The organism is Edaphobacter sp. (assembly GCF_035532915.1).
Classification (GTDB): Bacteria; Acidobacteriota; Terriglobia; order Terriglobales; family Acidobacteriaceae; genus Edaphobacter.
Window position 1 is genome coordinate 1 of record NZ_DATKQC010000078.1, and the last position, 17536, is coordinate 17536.

Consider the following 17536-nt stretch of genomic DNA (forward strand, 5'->3'; position numbering starts at 1 on the left):
CGGCATCTACGATCTGCCGGTCGGGCGCGGCCACAGGTTTGCCTCAGGCGGAATGGGCAACGCGCTGCTCGGCGGCTGGGCGCTCAACGCGATTATGTCGCTGCAATCGGGGATGCCGGTGACCGTGACGCAGGCGACTAATAACAATGCCTTCGCAGGATTCGCCCTGCAGCGGCCAAACCTCGTCGGCAAGCCGAACCTTGCAGCCGAAAAGCGAACGCCTGCGAAGTTCTTCAACACTAGCGCCTTTGCCACCGTCCCGCAGTTCGTCATCGGCGATGCCTCTCGCAATCCGGTGCGCGGACCTGCTTACAGGGATCTCGACATTGCGCTCATCAAGCACACCAGGCTGCCCGGTGAAACCGACATGGAGTTCCGTGGCGAGCTCTTCAACATCACCAACACGCCCGAGTTCTCGCAGCCGAACGGAAGCTTCGGGTCAGCCGCGTTCGGCAGCATCACCAGCACAACGACCGACCCGCGCGTCGTGCAGTTCGCCGTTCGCCTCAGTAGGTAGAAGAAGCGACAGCGCAGCTTAAACCGTATCTCCAGGCTGGGTCTTGGGGACCACCGGCTCCGGCTTCGCCGGGTACGGTGGTCCCTTAGCCAGTACGCCTTGCAGGTCGGCGTCATAGCCATAGATGTCGTCGAAGAAGTGAACCTCGCCATCATCCTCCACCTCTGCCGTGACATAAAAAATCACAATCGGAATTGGCGTCTTCAAGAGCACGGTTCGATTGTTCTGCGTCTCATTGTTGAACGCGGTCTGCACCTTGTCCATGTCCCACGGCTGCTTGTCCTTGTCCAACTGTCCGTTCAGCGCCCACACCGCCAGGTCGGCGGGCTTCTGCACGCGAATGCAGCCGTGGCTGAAGTCGCGCCGTGAACGGTCGAACAGATATGGCGCTGGCGTCGAATGCAGATAGATGTCGTACTGGTTGGGGAACATGAACTTCACCAGCCCCAGCGAGTTCTTCGGCCCCGGCTTTTCGCGCACCAGCACGCCGCCCTGGCCCACCTGCTTGGCCGTGTAGTGCGTCAGTACCTGGTGCTTGCCGTTGGTCACCTCGAAGTTATGCTTCTCCAGGTATCCGGGATCGGCGGCGATGTGCGGGGCCAACTCTTTCTTTGCTATATCGACCGGCACATTCCAATATGGCCGAAACACCAGATACCGCATCATGTGCGCGAACACCGGTGTCTGGTGCTCGCCGACCACCTTGCCGACCACCACCTTCATCTTGAAGTCGAGCTTATGATCAGGCCCGTATCCACGCAGCACAAACTCCGGCAGGTTCACCATCAGCGGAGCGTTCACATACTGGTCCGGCAGCCACCGCCAACGCTCCAGCGCGTCCTGCAACTGCACTACCCGCTCGGTCAGCGGTACATTCAGAGATTTGACCGTCTGCGGCCCCAGCTTGCCGTTCTCTTCAATCCCATGCCGATGCTGATAGTGCTTCACCGCCTCCGAAAGGTCTTTGGTAAAGGTATGAGGCACCGGCTTGTCGTCAGACGTGGCGTCCTCCGCCGGAGCATCGCCTTCCAGTCGCAGCCGCTTCAGCAGCTCCGGAGCCGCGGCATAATGCTCCCCGACCGCCACCGCATTCTCCACCATCGGCAGCGGCTGCGCGTCATCGTCCTGCTGCTGCTTCGCCAGATCGAGATAGTGTCCGAGCGCCGCCTCTGTCTGTCGGTACTGCTCCGAATCCGGCTCCACTCCGGCAATCAGCTTCGGCACCTCAGTCGCGTCGACAACGTGGTCGGAGACAAACTCCGCCAGGTTATATTTCTTCGACTGCACATTGATGTCGAAGTTGAAGTGCGATGGATTCACCCTCCCGATCCGCAGGTCGGAGATGTATCGCATCACATTCACCGTCATCGCAACGTCGAACTCCGAGATTGCGTCCGCCGGCTTTCCCGCCAGCTTCTGCACCCGCCCTGCCCATAGCGAAGCGTCGTAGTCCTCGGGGTTCAAGCCCTTCGCGGCGGCATCCTTGAACTGGGCAATAAATGCCAAGGCGGTCGCCGTGGGCTTGCCATCGCGCGTCCACGCAAGCTCGTAGTTGCGGTCGTCGTAGAACGTGGTGACGGCGGTCTGATAGTCCGAAAAATTTGGCCAGCGCAGGCTGGGCAGCTTCTTCGTCGCCACCAGCGCCTGCAGATTTCCCGCATAGTCCGTCGTATTTTCAGCCGAGGTCGACTTGCGATGCCGACGGCATCCCCCCACCATCAGCAACGCGCCAAGAACACATGCCGTACCCACCCTGCGAACCGAGACTCTGATCATTGCTGCGGAACCACCCTCCAGGCAGCCAATTTGGGTGCCGATTTATTATGCAGGACTTTTCTCAAAACGTTAGATGCAAAGTCCGTAATAATACTCAGCGGGCTCGTGTCGGTCCCTTACTGCGCGATTCCCGGCAGCATCGTCAGGCAAATCGCTGCCTGCGTCGCCAGCACCATGCCCGTAAGCCAGAGAAACATCTTTCGGTATCGCGTCTCATACACGTCCGAGAACACGCCCCCCAGAAACGTAAGCAGAAACGGCAGCGCCCACAGCCACGGCGTCGTCACCACCTGCGTCGTCACCAGCGGAAACAGCAGCGCCGCCATCACCAGCGGAGCTGTATTGCCGAAGTAGCGGCAGCGCCGAATCCCCGCATACAACACGGCAGCAACGCCCGTCGCCACCACGATCGGCCCGTTCGCCACGCTGCCAAAGAACCGCCGCACACCGTCGAGCGAGAACCAGAACCGACCCGCGCCTCCGGTGAAGACATAGCTGAACGGCGCAAGCCGAAGCGCATAAAATCCAAACAGGATCACCAGCGCGCCCACCGCTGCAGAGACCAGGATCTGCATCACGTAGCTGCGCCGCCGCTCCGCCAGATACAGCATCAGCGCCAGCGCCGCCACAAAGCCAAACATTGCCGCCAGCAGATGCGCCGCCGCCGTCAATCCCAGCGCTGCCGTCAACAACGCAATCCTTGGTTTCCACTTCGGCCTGGGACCCTGCATGGCGTGGGCGACGCCCATGGCCGTATATACCAGCCCATACAGCCCCCACATGGCCAGCACATCGTTGTTCGGAGTCACGGAAAACCGCACTACCTCCGGACAAAAGCAGTACATCCCCAGCGCGAAGAACGCGCCTTCATTGCCAAACAATCGCCGCGTCACCCACCACAGGCCCACTCCCAGCCACATCGCAAAGAAGATGAACGGAAGGTGCAGCAGATACTTCACGCTGCCAATCTCGTGCCTTGCCTCCCAGGTCGATCCATTCAGCGAGCTGCCCGTATACAACCGGTTCTCCGGACTGCGCAGCTTGTCCACGCCCAGCAGCACCAGCCGCTGCGCCGTCAGCGGAAATCCCGCCACCCGGTAAGCGAAAGTGCCATCTCCACCCAGATTTCCGCACGTAGTGAAGTATCCAGCCAGCGGCGAAGGCCGCTCCCACATCTCGCGCCCGCACCGTGCGTAGCGGTAGTCATGCTCCGAGAGCTCCTGATGATGTACCACCCAAAGACTCTGCGCCAGAAATAACAGCAGCAGCATCGCAGCCAGCCGCTGTGGTCGGCCAATCTGAATCTTCAAAAGCCTCATCCTCTGCGCACCTGCCAAACCTCCGCTTTGTCTTTCCTGTTCCCTGAGCCCTGTTCCCTGCATTTATCGTATCGTGAGAGTATGCAGTCGCTTTCCTTCACCCCCGGCCGAGCCTTTCTCTCTGTCAACTCCCCCACCGTCCCGTGGACCGTCGTCTTCGAGGACGAGGGCGTTGCGGGCTACTTCTACGCCTGCGACCGCTCGCAGGAGAAGCACGATCACAGCATCCTCGACGCCATGCTTATCTACAACGTTGCCGCCCTCGCCAAAAGCGACGCGGAGCTCGAGCGCCCCGAAGCCGGACGCATCGCCACCATCGAGTGGTCGCGCGACGGCTTCCAGGCGGTCCTCTATCTCGATGGCACGGCCCAGGCGCTCTTCGACTTTCAGGCCCGTTGCGGCTACTGCCGCATGGACTTCCCCAACTTCATGGCCGAGCAGGGCGACACCTGGCGCAAATCCACCCACGCCTGGTCCGATGCCGCCCTGCAACGCTTCGAGTCCGCGCTCTACGTTTGAAAATCCGTTTAGAAATTCGAGAGAACCACGTCATCTCGACCGGAGCCACGCAGCTTCATCGCGTGGCGTAGCGGAGAGACCCCTGTATTTCCGCTTTTGCTCCGGCTGTTGTTGGTTCCAATCATCGTGCCAACAGCTTCAAAAAAAGAGCGTCCACGTCGATCCGTGGACGCTCTCCAGTGGTTCTATTCCGGCATCAATCACGCTTCTGCGTAAGCGAAAGCTCCATGAATACATTCGCCCGCACAAAAGGCGACTGCCTTGGCGGCAGATGCCGGAATCCTAATGACTCGTACAGATGCACGGCGCTGGTCAGCTTATCGCTGCTCTCGAGCGTCAGCAGCGTCGCTCCGGCCGCTCGTGCCTCTTCAATGACGTGGCTCAACAGCTTGCGGCCGATTCCGCGCCTGCGATGCTGCTCGTCGACCGCCATCTTGGCTATCTGATAGACGCCTGCTCCCTCTGGGATGAGCGCGCAGCAGCCCACCGCACGCCCATCGATGCAGGCCATGTAGATAAATCCGCCCGGCTCGATGATGTGGCCGATAGGGTTGCCCAGTATCTCGCGGTCCAGTTCTTCCAGGCCAAAGTGCTTCTCGATCCACGCCTCGTTCAGCGCGCGCAAGGCTGCGGCATCGGCCAGCTTGAACGGGCGAAGCTGAAGAGTATCGACAGGCATGGAAGTATTCTCTCTCGAAGCGCTGTCAGGGATGTCGGCGAGGTCGATAGCGAACGGCATATTGAAAGTCCCCTTAGCCATCAAACTAAGTCGCCCCAAACCATATGTCCAATATCTTGTTTGTCCGGATTATGATGTAAAAAGTATTGATCGAAGTTTCCTTCTATGGACAGCGACATCGAACTTCGCCATCTCCGGTACTTTGTAGCCGTCGCCGAAGAGCTTCACTTCGGACGCGCCGCCGCACGGCTTCATCTCGCCCAGCCGCCGCTTTCGCAGCAGATCCGCAAGCTCGAAGAGATCCTCGGTTATCCCCTCTTTGTGCGCACCTCGCGCACGGTGAAGCTCACTGCTGCCGGTGAAGTCTTCCTCGGGACCGCCCGCCGCACCCTGCGCAACGTGAAGGAGGATATGGAAGAGGTGCGCAGCATCGGTCGCGGCGATGTGGGCTCGCTCCGCGTCGGCTTCATCGGCTCCAGCATGTTGACGCCGCTGCCGGCCATGCTGGGCCAGTACCGCCGGCAGTATCCCAAGGTGCAGCTGCAACTGCGCGAGACCTACACCTCGGGCGTGGTGCAGTCGCTGCTCCGGGGTATGTTGGACGCAGGTTTTCTCCGCGACGGCGACCCCACCGAAGGCATCGTCACCGAGACCCTCTTCACCGAGCCCTTCGTCGCCGTGCTTCCGCACACCCATCCGCTGGCCACGCGAACCAGCATCTCTGCCGGGCATCTGCGTGACGAGCCCTTCGTCTACTTCTCGCCCATTGCAGGCACGCTCGCGTACGAGAAGTCGATCTCACTGTGCGAGGAGCATGGCTTTCGTCCGCGCATCGTGCAGGAGGCGCCGCAGTGGCTTACTATCCTGCGGCTGGTGGGCGCGGGCCTGGGCGTCACCATCGCGCCCGCTTGTGTCCGCCAGATCGCCGCGCCCAACATCGTCTGTCTCAACCTGCGCGGCGCAAAGGTGAACAGCGACATCGAACTCGCCTTCCAGTCCAACGAGAGCCGCGCCATCGTAAAGGCCTTTGCGGAGATCGCGCGAGCCAGCTTCCGCAGCGCTGCACGCCGCATCAAGCAAAGCACGCAATAAAGGCTGCTGAAAATTCCTGCATCAACGATGCAGCGGCGTCAGCGTTATCCCAGAAAAAACCGTTCCACCTCAAGCCAGTTCTTCACTCGCTCGAAACCCTCGACCATCGCATTATGCGGCGAGCTGTACAGAATCCCCGTGCCTTCAAACCGCCGCAGCTGACGGGGATTGTCGTCGATCAGGTAGTCCGCCCGCAGAATCCCCTTGTCCCCGCAGTAGACGATCTGCGCGGGGGAGATAAACGGAAAGTGCCGCTCCAGCCAGCGATACTTTTGCGCAAACGAGGTTGGAATCTCCATCGCCGCCGTGGCGATAAATACCTCATAGCTCTGCTGCAGCCTCCTCAGCACACGCTGCGAATCCGGCATCACGTCGAGGTTCTCGAAAAAGTCCTCCGACCGCAGATAAGCCTCAAGCGCATTGTGCCGGTCGCTCGACACCACCTGCCAAAGCCACTTGCCTTCCAGATCGGCAACCGTAAGCTGCTCGTCGTAGTCGCGGTTATAGCGCAGCAGATGCTCGGCTACCGCATCCGCCATGACCTCATCCATGTCCACACAAATCCGCTTCAAAGCCCCACACCCTTCGTTCCTGCTGCTTGTTTTCCCCTAGAGCGACCGAACAATCGAAGCCGCGATACTCTCCACCGGCACTGTCTTCCGCTGCGGGGCGTCCCTCGCCGGGTCATAATACAGCAGCCGCCCACAGCTCTCGCACGCCATCATGTCATCGTCATTGCCGCGGTCGCGCAGATCGTTCCAGCGCTGCGGACGCAACATCATCTGGCAGGCCATGCACTTCTGGTTCAGCGCCTCGGCCAGCCCGGTCCCTTTGCCCTTGGCGATCCGGTCATAGTTAGAAAGCGACGACTCGCCGATCTCCGGACGCAGCACCGTCCGCTTCTGCTCCACTTCAGCCAGCGAAGCCTTGTCCTTGGCAATCGTCTCCGCTGCCCGCAGCCGCTCGCGCTCCAGCGTCTTCGCCGCATCCTCAACGGCGTCATCGGCAAGGGCCTTTTGCGCATCCAAAGCCTCGCTTCGCTCCATGCTTTCCAGTTCGGCGTCCTCCAGTCGGCTGACCTCGCCCTGGGCAAAGCCGATCTCGTGCTCGAACGCTGTCACCTGCGCCGTTGTCGTCGCCATGTCCATCTGCTTGCGAACGCGAGCGATCTTCGCCTGGTGGTCCTTCACGTCGGACTCCTGCCGCCGCCGAAGCGCCTCTTCCCTGGCGATCAGGTCGAGCACCACCGCGCGCTGCCCCTGGACCGCCTTGGACTTCGCTTCCAGCTCCGCGACCCGCTTCGGCAGCGCAGTCATCTCGTCACGCAGACGCTTCGCCTCCACATCGAGGCCTTGCAGCACAATCAATTTCTCAAGATCCGGATGCATGCACACTTCCTTTCCCTCATTAGACTCCATCAAGGCAACGCAGAACCAGACCCGAGGGAAACACGAAGTCCGGCACCACGATTTGTCCCAAAAGCCGCTTCTTAAAGCCTCGCCTATCTAAAAATAACGTCATCTCGACCGGACCGCAGCACAGTGGAGAGACGGCGTTGCTCTTACCGTTGTCTCTTCTTTCTATCTCTCCGCACAAAAATCATCTTCCTGCCGGAAAAATCCGCACCATCTCCGTCAATGGAGGACACAACTCCGATGGAGGATAATAAGTCCTATGGAGCAGGCGCAACGCCGGCTCTTCGGCGTACCTTGCGCCAACTGTCCCACTTGCCTGCCACAAATCCCCAGGACTGGAAACCAGATGCAACTTTGGAACGAGTATGAAGGAAGAATCGTCGCCGACCAATTCCCGCTGAAAAAACTGCTTGAACCCGAAGGCAGAAGCGCTTTCTTTTCAACGACCAATGGCTCCGGCGCCCCCGCCGTCATCCGCCTCATCGAGGCCCACTTCGACGAGCCTGAGATTCTCAGCCGGTGGAGCGCCGTCGCCAAAGTCGACCAGCCAAACCTCATCAAGCTCAAGAAATTCGGACAGACCACCCTCGACGAAACCGCCCTTCTTTATGCCGTGATGGAGCCAGCCGATGCCAGCCTCGCCGACATCCTCAAAGAGCGCCCGCTCACCGCACAGGAGACCCGGCAGCTCGCCATCAGCCTTGTGCCCGCGCTCGAGGCCCTGCACACCGGCAACCTCGTCCACGAGCACCTCGAGGCCGCCTACGTGCTTGCCGTCGGCGAGGTCATCAAGCTCCGCAGCGACTGCATTCGCGAGGCTCCCGAAGGCGCGGAGGCCGCCGAAGCGAAGGCCCGCGACGTCCGCGATCTCGCGACGGTCCTGCTTCAGGCTCTGACGCTGCAGCGCAGGCTTCCGGCCGGAACCACCCTGCCAGCGCCCTTCCACGAGATCGTCACCAACGGTCTCAGCGGAGCCTGGGGACTTCCGCAAATCGCCGCCGCACTTGCGCCTGCCGCGACCTTCGTACCTGCCGCGACTCCAAAGCAGACAGCGCCCTCAGCGCCGTCTGGGCCAACTGCATCTACCAAGGAATCAGAAGCTTACGCAGAATCGACCATCCGCACGTCTAAGCCGGCACCCCAGCAGCCATCCCGCCTCGTTGCTCCGGTAGCTACTCAAGACGAGCCGCGCCGTATTCTCCCCTGGACGACCATCGCCGCCGCCCTCATCCTCGCTATCTTCATCGGCTGGCACTTCCTGCACAAATCTCCCGCCCCGATTCCGACTTTGGCGACCATGCCCAGCCAGGCATCGCAAACCTCCCCGACCGTCTCTGCCGTGGGAGCGTCAACTCCTTCCGATTCAGGAACTTCCGTCGCCTCCAGCGAAAGGGTCGCTCCTGCCACGGGCGCTCGTACGCAATGGAGAGTAGTAGCCTACACCTACAACCATCAGAACCAGGCGCAGGATAAAGTCGCCCAGATCCTGAGCAAGCACCCTGCTCTCAACCCCGAAGTCTTTGCTCCTAAAGGACATGCGCCCTATCTCGTCACCGTCGGTGGAGGCATGGACCGCGATGCCGCGATGACCTTCCGGCGCAAAGCCCGCGCCGAGGGGCTTCCACGCGATACCTACGCGCAGAACTTTCCGGCCAACGCCCGCTAACCTAACGTACCCCCGCGAAAACAGGCGTGAATTCTCTGAATCGCGCCTGTCTTCTGGCAATCCAATCTTCATTCATGGCTACGACCACAATCGATCTACCCGGCGCGAAATCTAAAGCGCGTCACGCCGAAGACCGCTCCGAACACTCGGAAGAGCGGCCCTGGCGGCCCAGCATCAATCCGTGGATCGTCGCCATGACGGTCACGCTCGCCACCTTCATGGAGGTGCTCGACTCCTCCATCGCCAACGTGGCGCTGCCGCACATTGCCGGTGGTCTTGGCTCGACCCAGGACGAAGCCACCTGGGTGCTCACCGCCTATCTGGTCGCCAACGCCATCATTCTTCCCGCTGGCGCGTACATGACCACCTTCATCGGACGCAAGAAGTTCTACATGATCTGCGTCGCGCTCTTCGGTGTCAGCTCCATGCTCTGCGGGCTGGCCCCCTCGCTGCCCATCCTCGTCTTCTGCCGCATCCTGCAGGGCGCGGGCGGCGGCGGTCTGGCTCCGTCCGAACAGGCCATTCTGGCCGACACCTTCCCACCCGAAAAACGCGGCCAGGCCTTCGCCATGTACGGGCTTGCGGTCGTGGTCGCACCGGCCATCGGGCCTACGCTGGGCGGCTACATCACCGACCGCTTCGACTGGCGCTGGATCTTCTTCCTCAACATCCCCATCTGCATTCTGTCGCTGTTCCTCACGTCGCGCATCGTCGAAGATCCGCCTTACGTCAAGAAGCAGGTGGAAGAGTCACAGAAGGGCGGCATCAAGCTCGACTTCCTCGGCTTCGGTCTGCTCGGCCTCACCTTCGGCTCGCTGGAGTTCCTGCTCGATAAGGGCCAGGAGGACGACTGGTTCTCCTCGCACCTCATCACTTTCTTCGCCATCGTCTGCGTGGTCGCCTTCGTCCTGATGATCTATTGGGAGCTGCGGCAGCTTCGCATCGGCCACCGTCCCATCCTCAATCTGACGCTCTTCAAGCGGCGCAACTTCGCGATCAGCTTCCTGCTGATGTTCGTGCTCGGCTTCGCGCTCTACGGCACCACCGTTCTGATCCCGCAATTCGTGCAGACGCTGCTGGGCTATACCGCCGAGCTTGCCGGTCTGGTGCTGTCTCCTGCAGGCTTCATTATGATGGCCATGATGCCGATCGTCGGCTTCCTTTCAGGCAAGGTCGATGCGCGCAAGCTCATCGCCTTCGGCTTTCTGATGCTTACCTCGGCGCTGGTCGAGATGCATACGCTGAACCTCGGCGTCAGTTACAAGTACCTCGCCTTCCTCCGTATCTTCCAGGCCTCGGGGCTGGCGTTCCTCTTTATTCCCATCAATACGATTGCCTACATCGGGGTGAAGCAGTCGGAGAACAACGACGTCTCCGGCCTGACCAATCTCGCCCGTAATATCGGCGGCTCCTGCGGTACGGCATTCATGGCGACGATGCTGCTGCGCCGCACCGCCACGCACGAGAACAACATGGTGCGTAACCTCACCACCGCCAACCCGGCCTTCAACGCGCAGGTGGATGCTCTCAAGGGCTCATTCGGCAAGGGCTTCCAGGCCGTCCATTCGGCGCAGGCTTACATCTACAACCAGCTTCACCGTCAGGCTGCGATGTTGGCTTACCTCGACATCATCCAATACCTCGCGATCTTCTGCGCCTGCATGTTGCCGTTGCTGTTCTTGATTCCGCGACCACCCAAACATGCGAGCAAGTCAGCCGGTCACTAAAGCCAGCTAACAAGACAAGGCCCGGCAGCGTTGCCGGGCCTTTGTCTGCTCTTTCAGGTGAAGTCAATCCTTCGCAGAAGGAGGATTGGGAGCATCGAGCACAGGTTTATCCAGCCCGCGAACCGAGTGTCCCGACTCACCCCGCAGATCGAAGACGACGACCTCATTCTTGCCCTTCACCAGCCATGACTCCGGCGTATAAAGCGTTCGCTGCGGCCCGATGTTCCAGATGCGTCCCAGCGGCTGGCCGTTCAGCCAAAGCTCACCCTTGGTGAACTCCCCGGTGTCGAGGAAGGTGTCTCCCGTGGCGGCGAGATCGAAGCTTCCCCGGTAGAAACAAGCTCCCGAGCAGGGTTTGTCAGAGTAGGGCAGCTTGTCCACCGCCGTCATCGGCAGCGAATAGATCTCCCATCCCATCAGCGGCCTCCCGTTCAGCGTGACCTGCCTGGTGATACCGGCGCGCTCGCCGGTAATCGCGGGTCCGAAGTTCACACGGCCCGTATTCTCGACCAGAATGTCGAGCTGCGAATCGGACTTGCCTGCCGGAAGTGCCAGCGTGTTCTGCTTCAGCCTGCGGTCGATCGTGCCGATCAGTTTGCCGTCAAGGTAGACCTGCGCATAGCTGTGCAGCTCATCGAGTGCAAGCGTACCGGCGACGGCCTGCGTGAGGTGGGTGCGGTAGAGGATATAGCCGTAAGCCTGATCCACATCTTCCATACTCAGCACCTGTTTGGAGTGGACAGGCGCGGGCAGGTTGTCCCACAGCGAGGCCGACTCCGTCAGTGCGACGGCAGGGACGCTGATGGGCGCGGCGACTTCAGGAACCGCAGGCGGAGTTACCCCGGTAGCCTTGGAGATCACGTCGCGGAAGGTAAAGTACTTCGCCGTGGTACGTCCGCTCTCGTCGAGCGGCGAGTCGTAGTCATAGCTGGTCACGTCGGGCTCGTAGCTGCCGTGGCCATTGCTGTTGGCGCCGTTCATCCAGCCGAAGCTGGTGCCGCCGTGGAACATGTAGATGCTGACCGAGTAGCCCTGGCGCAGCATCCAGTCGAGGTTCGCGGCCTCGTTGGCGGCGTTGGTGTGGGCATGCTTGCTGCCCCAGTGATCGAACCATCCGGCCCAGTACTCGCTGTTGATGAAGGGGCCGTTGGGGCGATATTTCTTGAGCACGTCGAACGCCTTCTGCGCCGCATCTGCATCGGCTCCCCCGAAGTTGATACCGACCGGAAGCTCAGGCAGGGAGCCATTGGGAACCTGCTCCGGGCCGTCCGCCGTGTAGAGCTGCGACTTGGTAAATCCTGCGTCGACCATGATTTTGTGGATCTGCTCCATGTAGGCGTGGTCGTTGCCATAGGTGCCGTACTCGTTCTCCACCTGGGTCAGAATAATGGGGCCGCCGTTGCCGATCTGCAGCGGAGCCAGCTCCTTGCCCAGGCGGTCGATCCATTGCCTGGTCGCGGCGATGAACTTCGGGTTGCTGCTGCGGACGACCATGCTGTGGTCCTTCAGCAGCCATGGGGGATAGCCGCCCCACTCCCACTCGGCGCAGACGTAGGGGCCGGGACGGAGAATGACGTAGAGGCCTTCCTGCTGGGCTTCACGAATAAACTCGGCCACATCGTTGTTGCCGGAGAAGTCGAAGACGCCGGGCCTGGGCTCATTCTCATTCCAGAAGACATAGGTGGTAATGGTGTTCAGCCCCATTGCCTTGGCCATCTTGAAGCGGGCCCGCCAGTCGGCCCGGGGGATGCGCGGATAGTGCATCTCGCCGGAGATGACCTGGAAGGGCTTGCCGTCGAGCGCGAAGTGGTCGCCCTGAACGGTGAAGGTATGCGTCGTTCGATCCTGCGCGCGCAGCGTCGAGACCGAGCAGAGCAGCAGCAGAAGAAGCGAGAGTTTTAAGCGCACAGAAGATACCTCGATGGTTCCATGGGATTCAGTAGACAGGCCACAGGCGGGCATTGGCAAGACATTGCCATTCTAAACAGACGGCCTTTGGAAGGGACACAATCGGGCAATGCAAAAGGCGGCCATCGCTGGCCGCCTTTCATGGTTGGTTGAAGCGTTGAGGTTAGAAGGTGAACTTGCCCGCCAGTTGGAAGATACGCGCGGAATCCGCCTTGGTGGCGAAACCGAACTGGCTGGAGTTGAGGGCGGTGGTGAAGCCGTTGAAGTTGGGGTGATTGAGGACGTTGAAGCCTTCAAAGCGGAGGTTGAAGTTTACCCGGTCATAGACGGGGAAGGTGCGGGTGATGGCCGCGTCCACGTCGTAGTAGTTTGGCTGCCGGAAGGCGTTGCGTCCAAGGGTGCCGAAGGTCCCGGTCGCGTTGGCCGCAAAGGCTCCAGCGGTCTTGGCCGACAGATACTGGCGGTTGCCGGCCGCAAGCTGGGTGATCTTCTTGTGCGAGTAGACCGCCTGCGCGTTGACCAGGTTAGGACGATCGAGCGCGACACCGGTCAAAGAGTTGTCGGTGCCGGTCGTGACGTTGAGGACTGCGCCGCTGAGTACGCGAACCAGCGGAGCGATCTGCCAGTTGTTGACCAGAGCCCCGGCCCATCCATGCAGGCTGGAGAAGTGGCTGGAGGCGATGAACGTCGTGTTGAAGATGTGACGCACGTCGAAGCCGCAGTTGGCGCGGTCCATGTTGGGATCGGCCGGGTTCTCGAACGAGGGCCCGGTGACGTCGCCGTTGGCATCGCCGTTGCTGATGCAATGCGACCAGGTGTAGTTGGCGAGGAAGCTGAAGTCCTTCGACATGCGGTGCTGGACGGCTGCGATGACTCCGTTGTAGCTGGAGTTGCCGCCGTCATAAAGCTTCGTCATGCCAACGTTGTAGAACGCGCCCTGGGTGGGGTTTTCGAGCACCAGCCGGGTACGGTTGGCCGTGTTGGTCGTGCTCGAGCAGGGCTTGCCGTTGCCGGGAGAGGTGGTCAGCGCGCCGCAGGTACCGACGCCGGTCCACGTTCCGGGGATATAGACCGCGGCGTTCGGCGAGTTGCCCAGCCAGAGGTGCGTGTTCTTGTTGCCGAGATAGTTGAGCGAGAAGGTCCAGCCGTGACCGAGGTCCTGCTGAACGCTCGCCGTCCACTGGTCGACGACCGGGGTCTTCACGTTGAGAGGTGTCACGATGTAGAGCGAACCGGCAGGGAAGGTGGAACTGGCGTTCGGCGGGAAGATGCCGGGGAACGGGTTGCCGCCGGGATAGTTGCCCCACGGGTTGGCAAAGCTGATCTGACCGGTAAGGTCGATCTCGTTGACGACGGGCGGGTTGGAGGTCATGCGCTGTAGCGCGAACAGACCGGGCGAGTCGTACATGATCGCTCCGCCGAAGCGGAAGACGGTCTTGCCGTTGCCCGCGGGATCGAGCGTAAGGCCGAGACGCGGCGAGAAGCGCGCCATGCTGTTATGAGCGTAGGACTTGGGGATGCCGGGGTCGCCGTAGTAGAACGAGCCCGCCGGTCCAAGCGGATACACCGTGCTGTGCTGGTTGGCATCGAAGGCGGTCTGGCTGAACGAGCTGCCGCGAGCCTTCTGGTCGGTCGGAACGAGGTATGGCTCCCAACGCACACCTGCGCTCAGGGTCAGGCGCTGGGTGGCGTGAAAGGTGTCCTGGACATAGACGCCATAGATGTTCTGACGATAATTGGTGAGTTGTGCGCGGCTCTGGCTGAAGGCGTTCTGCTGGCCGGTCAGGAAATCGATCAGCGGCTCGCCGACGTTCTTGTTATTGATACCGCTCAGGCCGCCGTTGAAGCTGAAGTTGCCGTTCTGCAGATATCCTGCGTTGCTGTTCTGTCCGGCGCGCATGTACTCGGCGCCAAAGGCGATCTGGTGCTTGCCCAGCAGGTAGTCCACGTCGTCGGTGAAGTCCTCGGTGTTGGTATTGAAGAAGCCCGGCGAGCAGGTTCCGCAGCCGATGGAGAAGTTGTTGCTGACCGAGAGACGGAAGTCCGCCGGAACGTAGTTATAGATGTTGACGCCCACATCGGTGGCATTGATGCCGCCAGCCGTAGGTCCGCGGTTGTCGCGGCGACGGGCGTAGCTGCCGTGGAACGTATTCACCAGCCGTGCCGACAGGATGTAGGTGTCGCCGAGGGTGTAGTTCATCACCCGCTCGTCATTGCCTGCCGTGGTGGTCAGCAGCAGGTTGTTGGGCTGGTAGAAGGCAGGCGCGAAGTAGTTGGTGACGAAGGCGCGGAAGAAGACCGAATGCTTCTGGTTGAGCGCAAAGTCGACACGTCCGATGTACTGGTCCTCGCGGTCGATCGCGGGTAGCGCGACCTGGATGAGTCCGATGGAGTTTGCCTGCGAGTTAGGCAGCAGCTTGGCCAGGGCAACGGCCTGGGGGCTGATGCTGCTGGTGGGAATCTTGCGATAGTCCGGAGCAGAAGGGTTGGTGGTATTGATGGTCGCGCCGGTCGATGGATCGACCAGCGAACCGGTGATCTTGGCCTGGGCGCAGCTTCCGGTGGTCGGCATCTGGCTGAAGTCGCCGGTCAGCTCGGCCGCGGTGGGAATGCAATCCTGGGTCGCGTTGCTGGACTGCGCCTCGCGCGTGCCCTGATAGCCGCCGAAGAAGAACAGCTTGTCGGTGAGAATCTTGCCGCCAACCGTGCCGCCGAACTGGTTACGGTGCAGAGTATCTTTCTTGGTCGAAAAGAAGTTGGTCGCGTTCAGGTAGTTGTTGCGGATGAAGTCAAAGACGGTGCCGTGCCACTGGTTGGTGCCGGAGTTGGTGACGCCGTTGACCAGCGAGCCGGGGTGAAGGCCGTTGCGAGCAGGCAGGGAGTTGGACTCGACCGAGAACTCGCGAAGCGCGTCCGGGAAGGGATAGGGAAGGTTGACGTTGGTGAAGACATCGACGTTGTTGCCGCCGTCGAGCACGTAGTTGTTGTAGTTGCCCTGTCCGCCGGCGACCGCGATGACGGTCGAGCTGGCGTAGTTCTTGCTGCCTACGAGGTCGCCGGAGGGAGCCGTGACGGCGCCGCCTGAGACCAGGATGAGCTGCGTGGCCTGGCGTCCATTCAGAGGAAGCTCGGTGATGCTCTTCTGGTCGATGACCTGCTTGAAGCTGCTGGTCTCGGTCTCGAGCGTGGCCCCGCTGGCCTGTACCTCAACCTGCTCGGTCGAGCTGCCGATGGTCAGGGCCGGATTGACCTGGATGTTGTTGCCGACTTCGAGAACGCCGGTGCGGGTGTAGCCCTGAAAACCCGGCGCCGCGATCGAGAGGCTGTAAGCTCCTACCGGAATGTTGGGAAGGCTGTAGATGCCGGAACCATCGGTGGCCGTCGTGCGGCTGGCATGGGTGCCGGTATTGGTGAAGGTCACCTTTGCATTCGCAATGGCCGCCCCGGTGGGGTCTGTAACCGTACCCTGAATGCTGGCTGTTCCGGCAGTCTGCGCGTGGGTGAAGAACGACGTGCCAAGAAGAAGGGCGGTAACCATAAGAAACGAGTAGAGACGCTTCGCGAAGATACCGGGTGATTTTAGATGTTGCATTGGTAAGACCTCCAAAAAAATGCTGCGTAATACCCCTGCCTGTTTGGCAAACTGGAAAGGCTCGTTTAGGGGTGTTTGAGGAATATAGGCGGCGGGTTAAAGGACTGTCAATCGAAATTATTCCTTGACTGGAACCTATTTTGTAATCATGGGACCTTGCCCAGAATCCCAGAATTATCTTTGCGCGAGGGCGACCCGGGGAATCTGCTGGAGATCGTCCAGAAATGCCACATTGTTCCAGCTTTCGAGAAGAATCGCCAGTTCATCCCTCTGGCCGTGGCCGATTTCGAGGGCCAAAATCCCGCCCGGCCTGAGCGCGACATAAGCCTGGGGAATGAGGCGTCGGTAGATGTCGAGCCCCCGGCTGCCTGCAAACAGGGCCTGGGCTGGCTCGAAGTCGCGGACCTGGGGATGAAGCTCCGCCCGGTCGCTCTCGGGGATGTAAGGAGGATTGCTGACGATCGCATCGAAGGCAGCGGTCTGGTCTATTGCCGGAAGACCGGCAAAGAGGTCGGACAGCAGGAAGTGGACGCGGGTCTCCAGATGGTGGGTTGCGGCATTTTCACGGGCCACTTCAAGAGCTTCGGCGGAGAGGTCAACGGCGGTCAACTGCGCCAGCGGAAGATGAGCGCCCAGCGCCAGCGCGATGGCCCCGGTCCCGGTGCCAATGTCGAGGATACGCAGAGCCCGGTCGGCAGGAAGTCGCTCAAGGACGGCCTCGACCAGGTGCTCGGTCTCGGGCCGTGGGATGAGGGTGGCCGGGGTGACTTTGAGCGCGAGGCTGAAGAACTCCTGCTGGCCGGTGATGTATTGGATAGGTTCGTGGCTAAGACGTCGATCAACTGCCGCTTGGTAGATTGCGAGTTGTTGCTCAGTGAGCGGGCGCGTGGGATAGGCGAGCAGGGTAGCGCGATCGATTTGGAGAACGTGCAGCAGCAGAAGTTCCGCATCGCGATGGGCGTGGTCGCAGAGATGCGGGCTGGCAGAGAACTGGTTGGTGGCGAAGGTTAGGGCCTGTCGAAAGGTCATCTTGCTGGGTGCTCTCAGCTATTGTCTCGCGGCAGGCCGAAGAATGACCGTCTGCCCGCGAAATCGCACATATCATCTCGACCGGAGCGCAGCAGAGTGGAGGTGCCCTATGCTGGGTTGCTTCTTAGGGAACTTCTGATTAAGTCCGGTTTTGTTAAGGGCACGGCTTCAGCCGTGCCGCAAGTGGTTTGTCTGCAATGCGGCTTTAGCCGCTGAGGGAATGCTCGAAGACTCAATCAGACCTTCCCTTAGGTCGAGACGCGGGCTTGCATGGCCGGAGTTTACGCTCCCACCCTT

The 17536-nt window shown here is 60.8% G+C and carries 12 protein-coding genes and 1 pseudogene; 5 read left to right on the forward strand and 8 right to left on the reverse strand.

All coding sequences use genetic code 11. From position 1 onward, the window contains the following. Nucleotides 1-517, forward strand: a pseudogene (locus VMU57_RS04095) (carboxypeptidase regulatory-like domain-containing protein); the annotation flags it as partial. 18 nt (nt 518-535) lie between these two features. Here the strand turns inward: VMU57_RS04095 and VMU57_RS04100 are convergent. Both VMU57_RS04100 and VMU57_RS04105 read right to left on the reverse strand, forming a co-directional pair. After that, nucleotides 536-2293: a L,D-transpeptidase family protein gene (locus VMU57_RS04100; protein WP_325381058.1), complete on the reverse strand. Its 1758-nt coding sequence runs from the start codon at nt 2291-2293 to the stop codon at nt 536-538. 116 nt (nt 2294-2409) lie between these two features. Then, nucleotides 2410-3612 (reverse strand): hypothetical protein, encoded by a 1203-nt coding sequence (locus tag VMU57_RS04105; RefSeq protein ID WP_325381060.1) that lies wholly within the window; start codon nt 3610-3612, stop codon nt 2410-2412. Nucleotides 3613-3693: 81 nt separating this feature from the next. On the opposite strand from VMU57_RS04105, the gene VMU57_RS04110 reads away from it, so the two are divergent. Further along, nucleotides 3694-4131, forward strand: coding sequence for a DUF2251 domain-containing protein (locus tag VMU57_RS04110; RefSeq protein WP_325381062.1), 438 nt, complete (start codon nt 3694-3696; stop codon nt 4129-4131). A gap of 196 nt (nt 4132-4327) precedes the next feature. On the opposite strand, the gene VMU57_RS04115 is transcribed toward VMU57_RS04110, so the two are convergent. Continuing rightward, on the reverse strand, nt 4328-4891 hold the full coding sequence (locus VMU57_RS04115; RefSeq protein WP_325381064.1) for a GNAT family N-acetyltransferase: 564 nt from the start codon (nt 4889-4891) through the stop codon (nt 4328-4330). A gap of 84 nt (nt 4892-4975) precedes the next feature. On the opposite strand from VMU57_RS04115, the gene VMU57_RS04120 reads away from it, so the two are divergent. Next, nucleotides 4976-5902 carry a LysR substrate-binding domain-containing protein gene (locus VMU57_RS04120; RefSeq protein ID WP_325381066.1) on the forward strand — a complete coding sequence of 309 codons (927 nt, stop codon included), beginning with the start codon at nt 4976-4978 and terminating at the stop codon, nt 5900-5902. A gap of 44 nt (nt 5903-5946) precedes the next feature. Here VMU57_RS04120 and VMU57_RS04125 read toward each other — a convergent pair whose 3' ends face one another. Together VMU57_RS04125 and VMU57_RS04130 are read right to left on the reverse strand one after the other, a co-directional pair. Further along, complete coding sequence (locus VMU57_RS04125) at nt 5947-6474, reverse strand: 5' nucleotidase, NT5C type (protein ID WP_325381068.1); 528 nt, start codon at nt 6472-6474, stop codon at nt 5947-5949. A 36-nt stretch (nt 6475-6510) separates the two neighbouring features. After that, complete coding sequence (locus VMU57_RS04130) at nt 6511-7290, reverse strand: zinc ribbon domain-containing protein (protein ID WP_325381070.1); 780 nt, start codon at nt 7288-7290, stop codon at nt 6511-6513. Between the two features lie 373 nt (nt 7291-7663). On the opposite strand from VMU57_RS04130, the gene VMU57_RS04135 reads away from it, so the two are divergent. Together VMU57_RS04135 and VMU57_RS04140 are read left to right on the forward strand one after the other, a co-directional pair. Next, complete coding sequence (locus VMU57_RS04135; protein ID WP_325381072.1) at nt 7664-8983, forward strand: hypothetical protein; 1320 nt, start codon at nt 7664-7666, stop codon at nt 8981-8983. A 74-nt stretch (nt 8984-9057) separates the two neighbouring features. Continuing rightward, a complete protein-coding gene (locus VMU57_RS04140) occupies nt 9058-10710 on the forward strand; it encodes a DHA2 family efflux MFS transporter permease subunit (protein WP_325381074.1) in 1653 nt (550 codons plus the stop codon). A 63-nt stretch (nt 10711-10773) separates the two neighbouring features. Here VMU57_RS04140 and VMU57_RS04145 read toward each other — a convergent pair whose 3' ends face one another. The 3 genes from VMU57_RS04145 to prmC form a co-directional block, all read right to left on the reverse strand. Next, nucleotides 10774-12618 carry a glycoside hydrolase family 35 protein gene (locus VMU57_RS04145; protein WP_325381076.1) on the reverse strand — a complete coding sequence of 615 codons (1845 nt, stop codon included), beginning with the start codon at nt 12616-12618 and terminating at the stop codon, nt 10774-10776. 163 nt (nt 12619-12781) lie between these two features. Beyond that, nucleotides 12782-16210, reverse strand: coding sequence for a carboxypeptidase regulatory-like domain-containing protein (locus tag VMU57_RS04150; protein WP_325381078.1), 3429 nt, complete (start codon nt 16208-16210; stop codon nt 12782-12784). 174 nt (nt 16211-16384) lie between these two features. Further along, nucleotides 16385-17239: a peptide chain release factor N(5)-glutamine methyltransferase gene (prmC, locus tag VMU57_RS04155; protein ID WP_325381080.1), complete on the reverse strand. Its 855-nt coding sequence runs from the start codon at nt 17237-17239 to the stop codon at nt 16385-16387. Between the last annotated feature and the right edge of the window lie 297 nt (nt 17240-17536).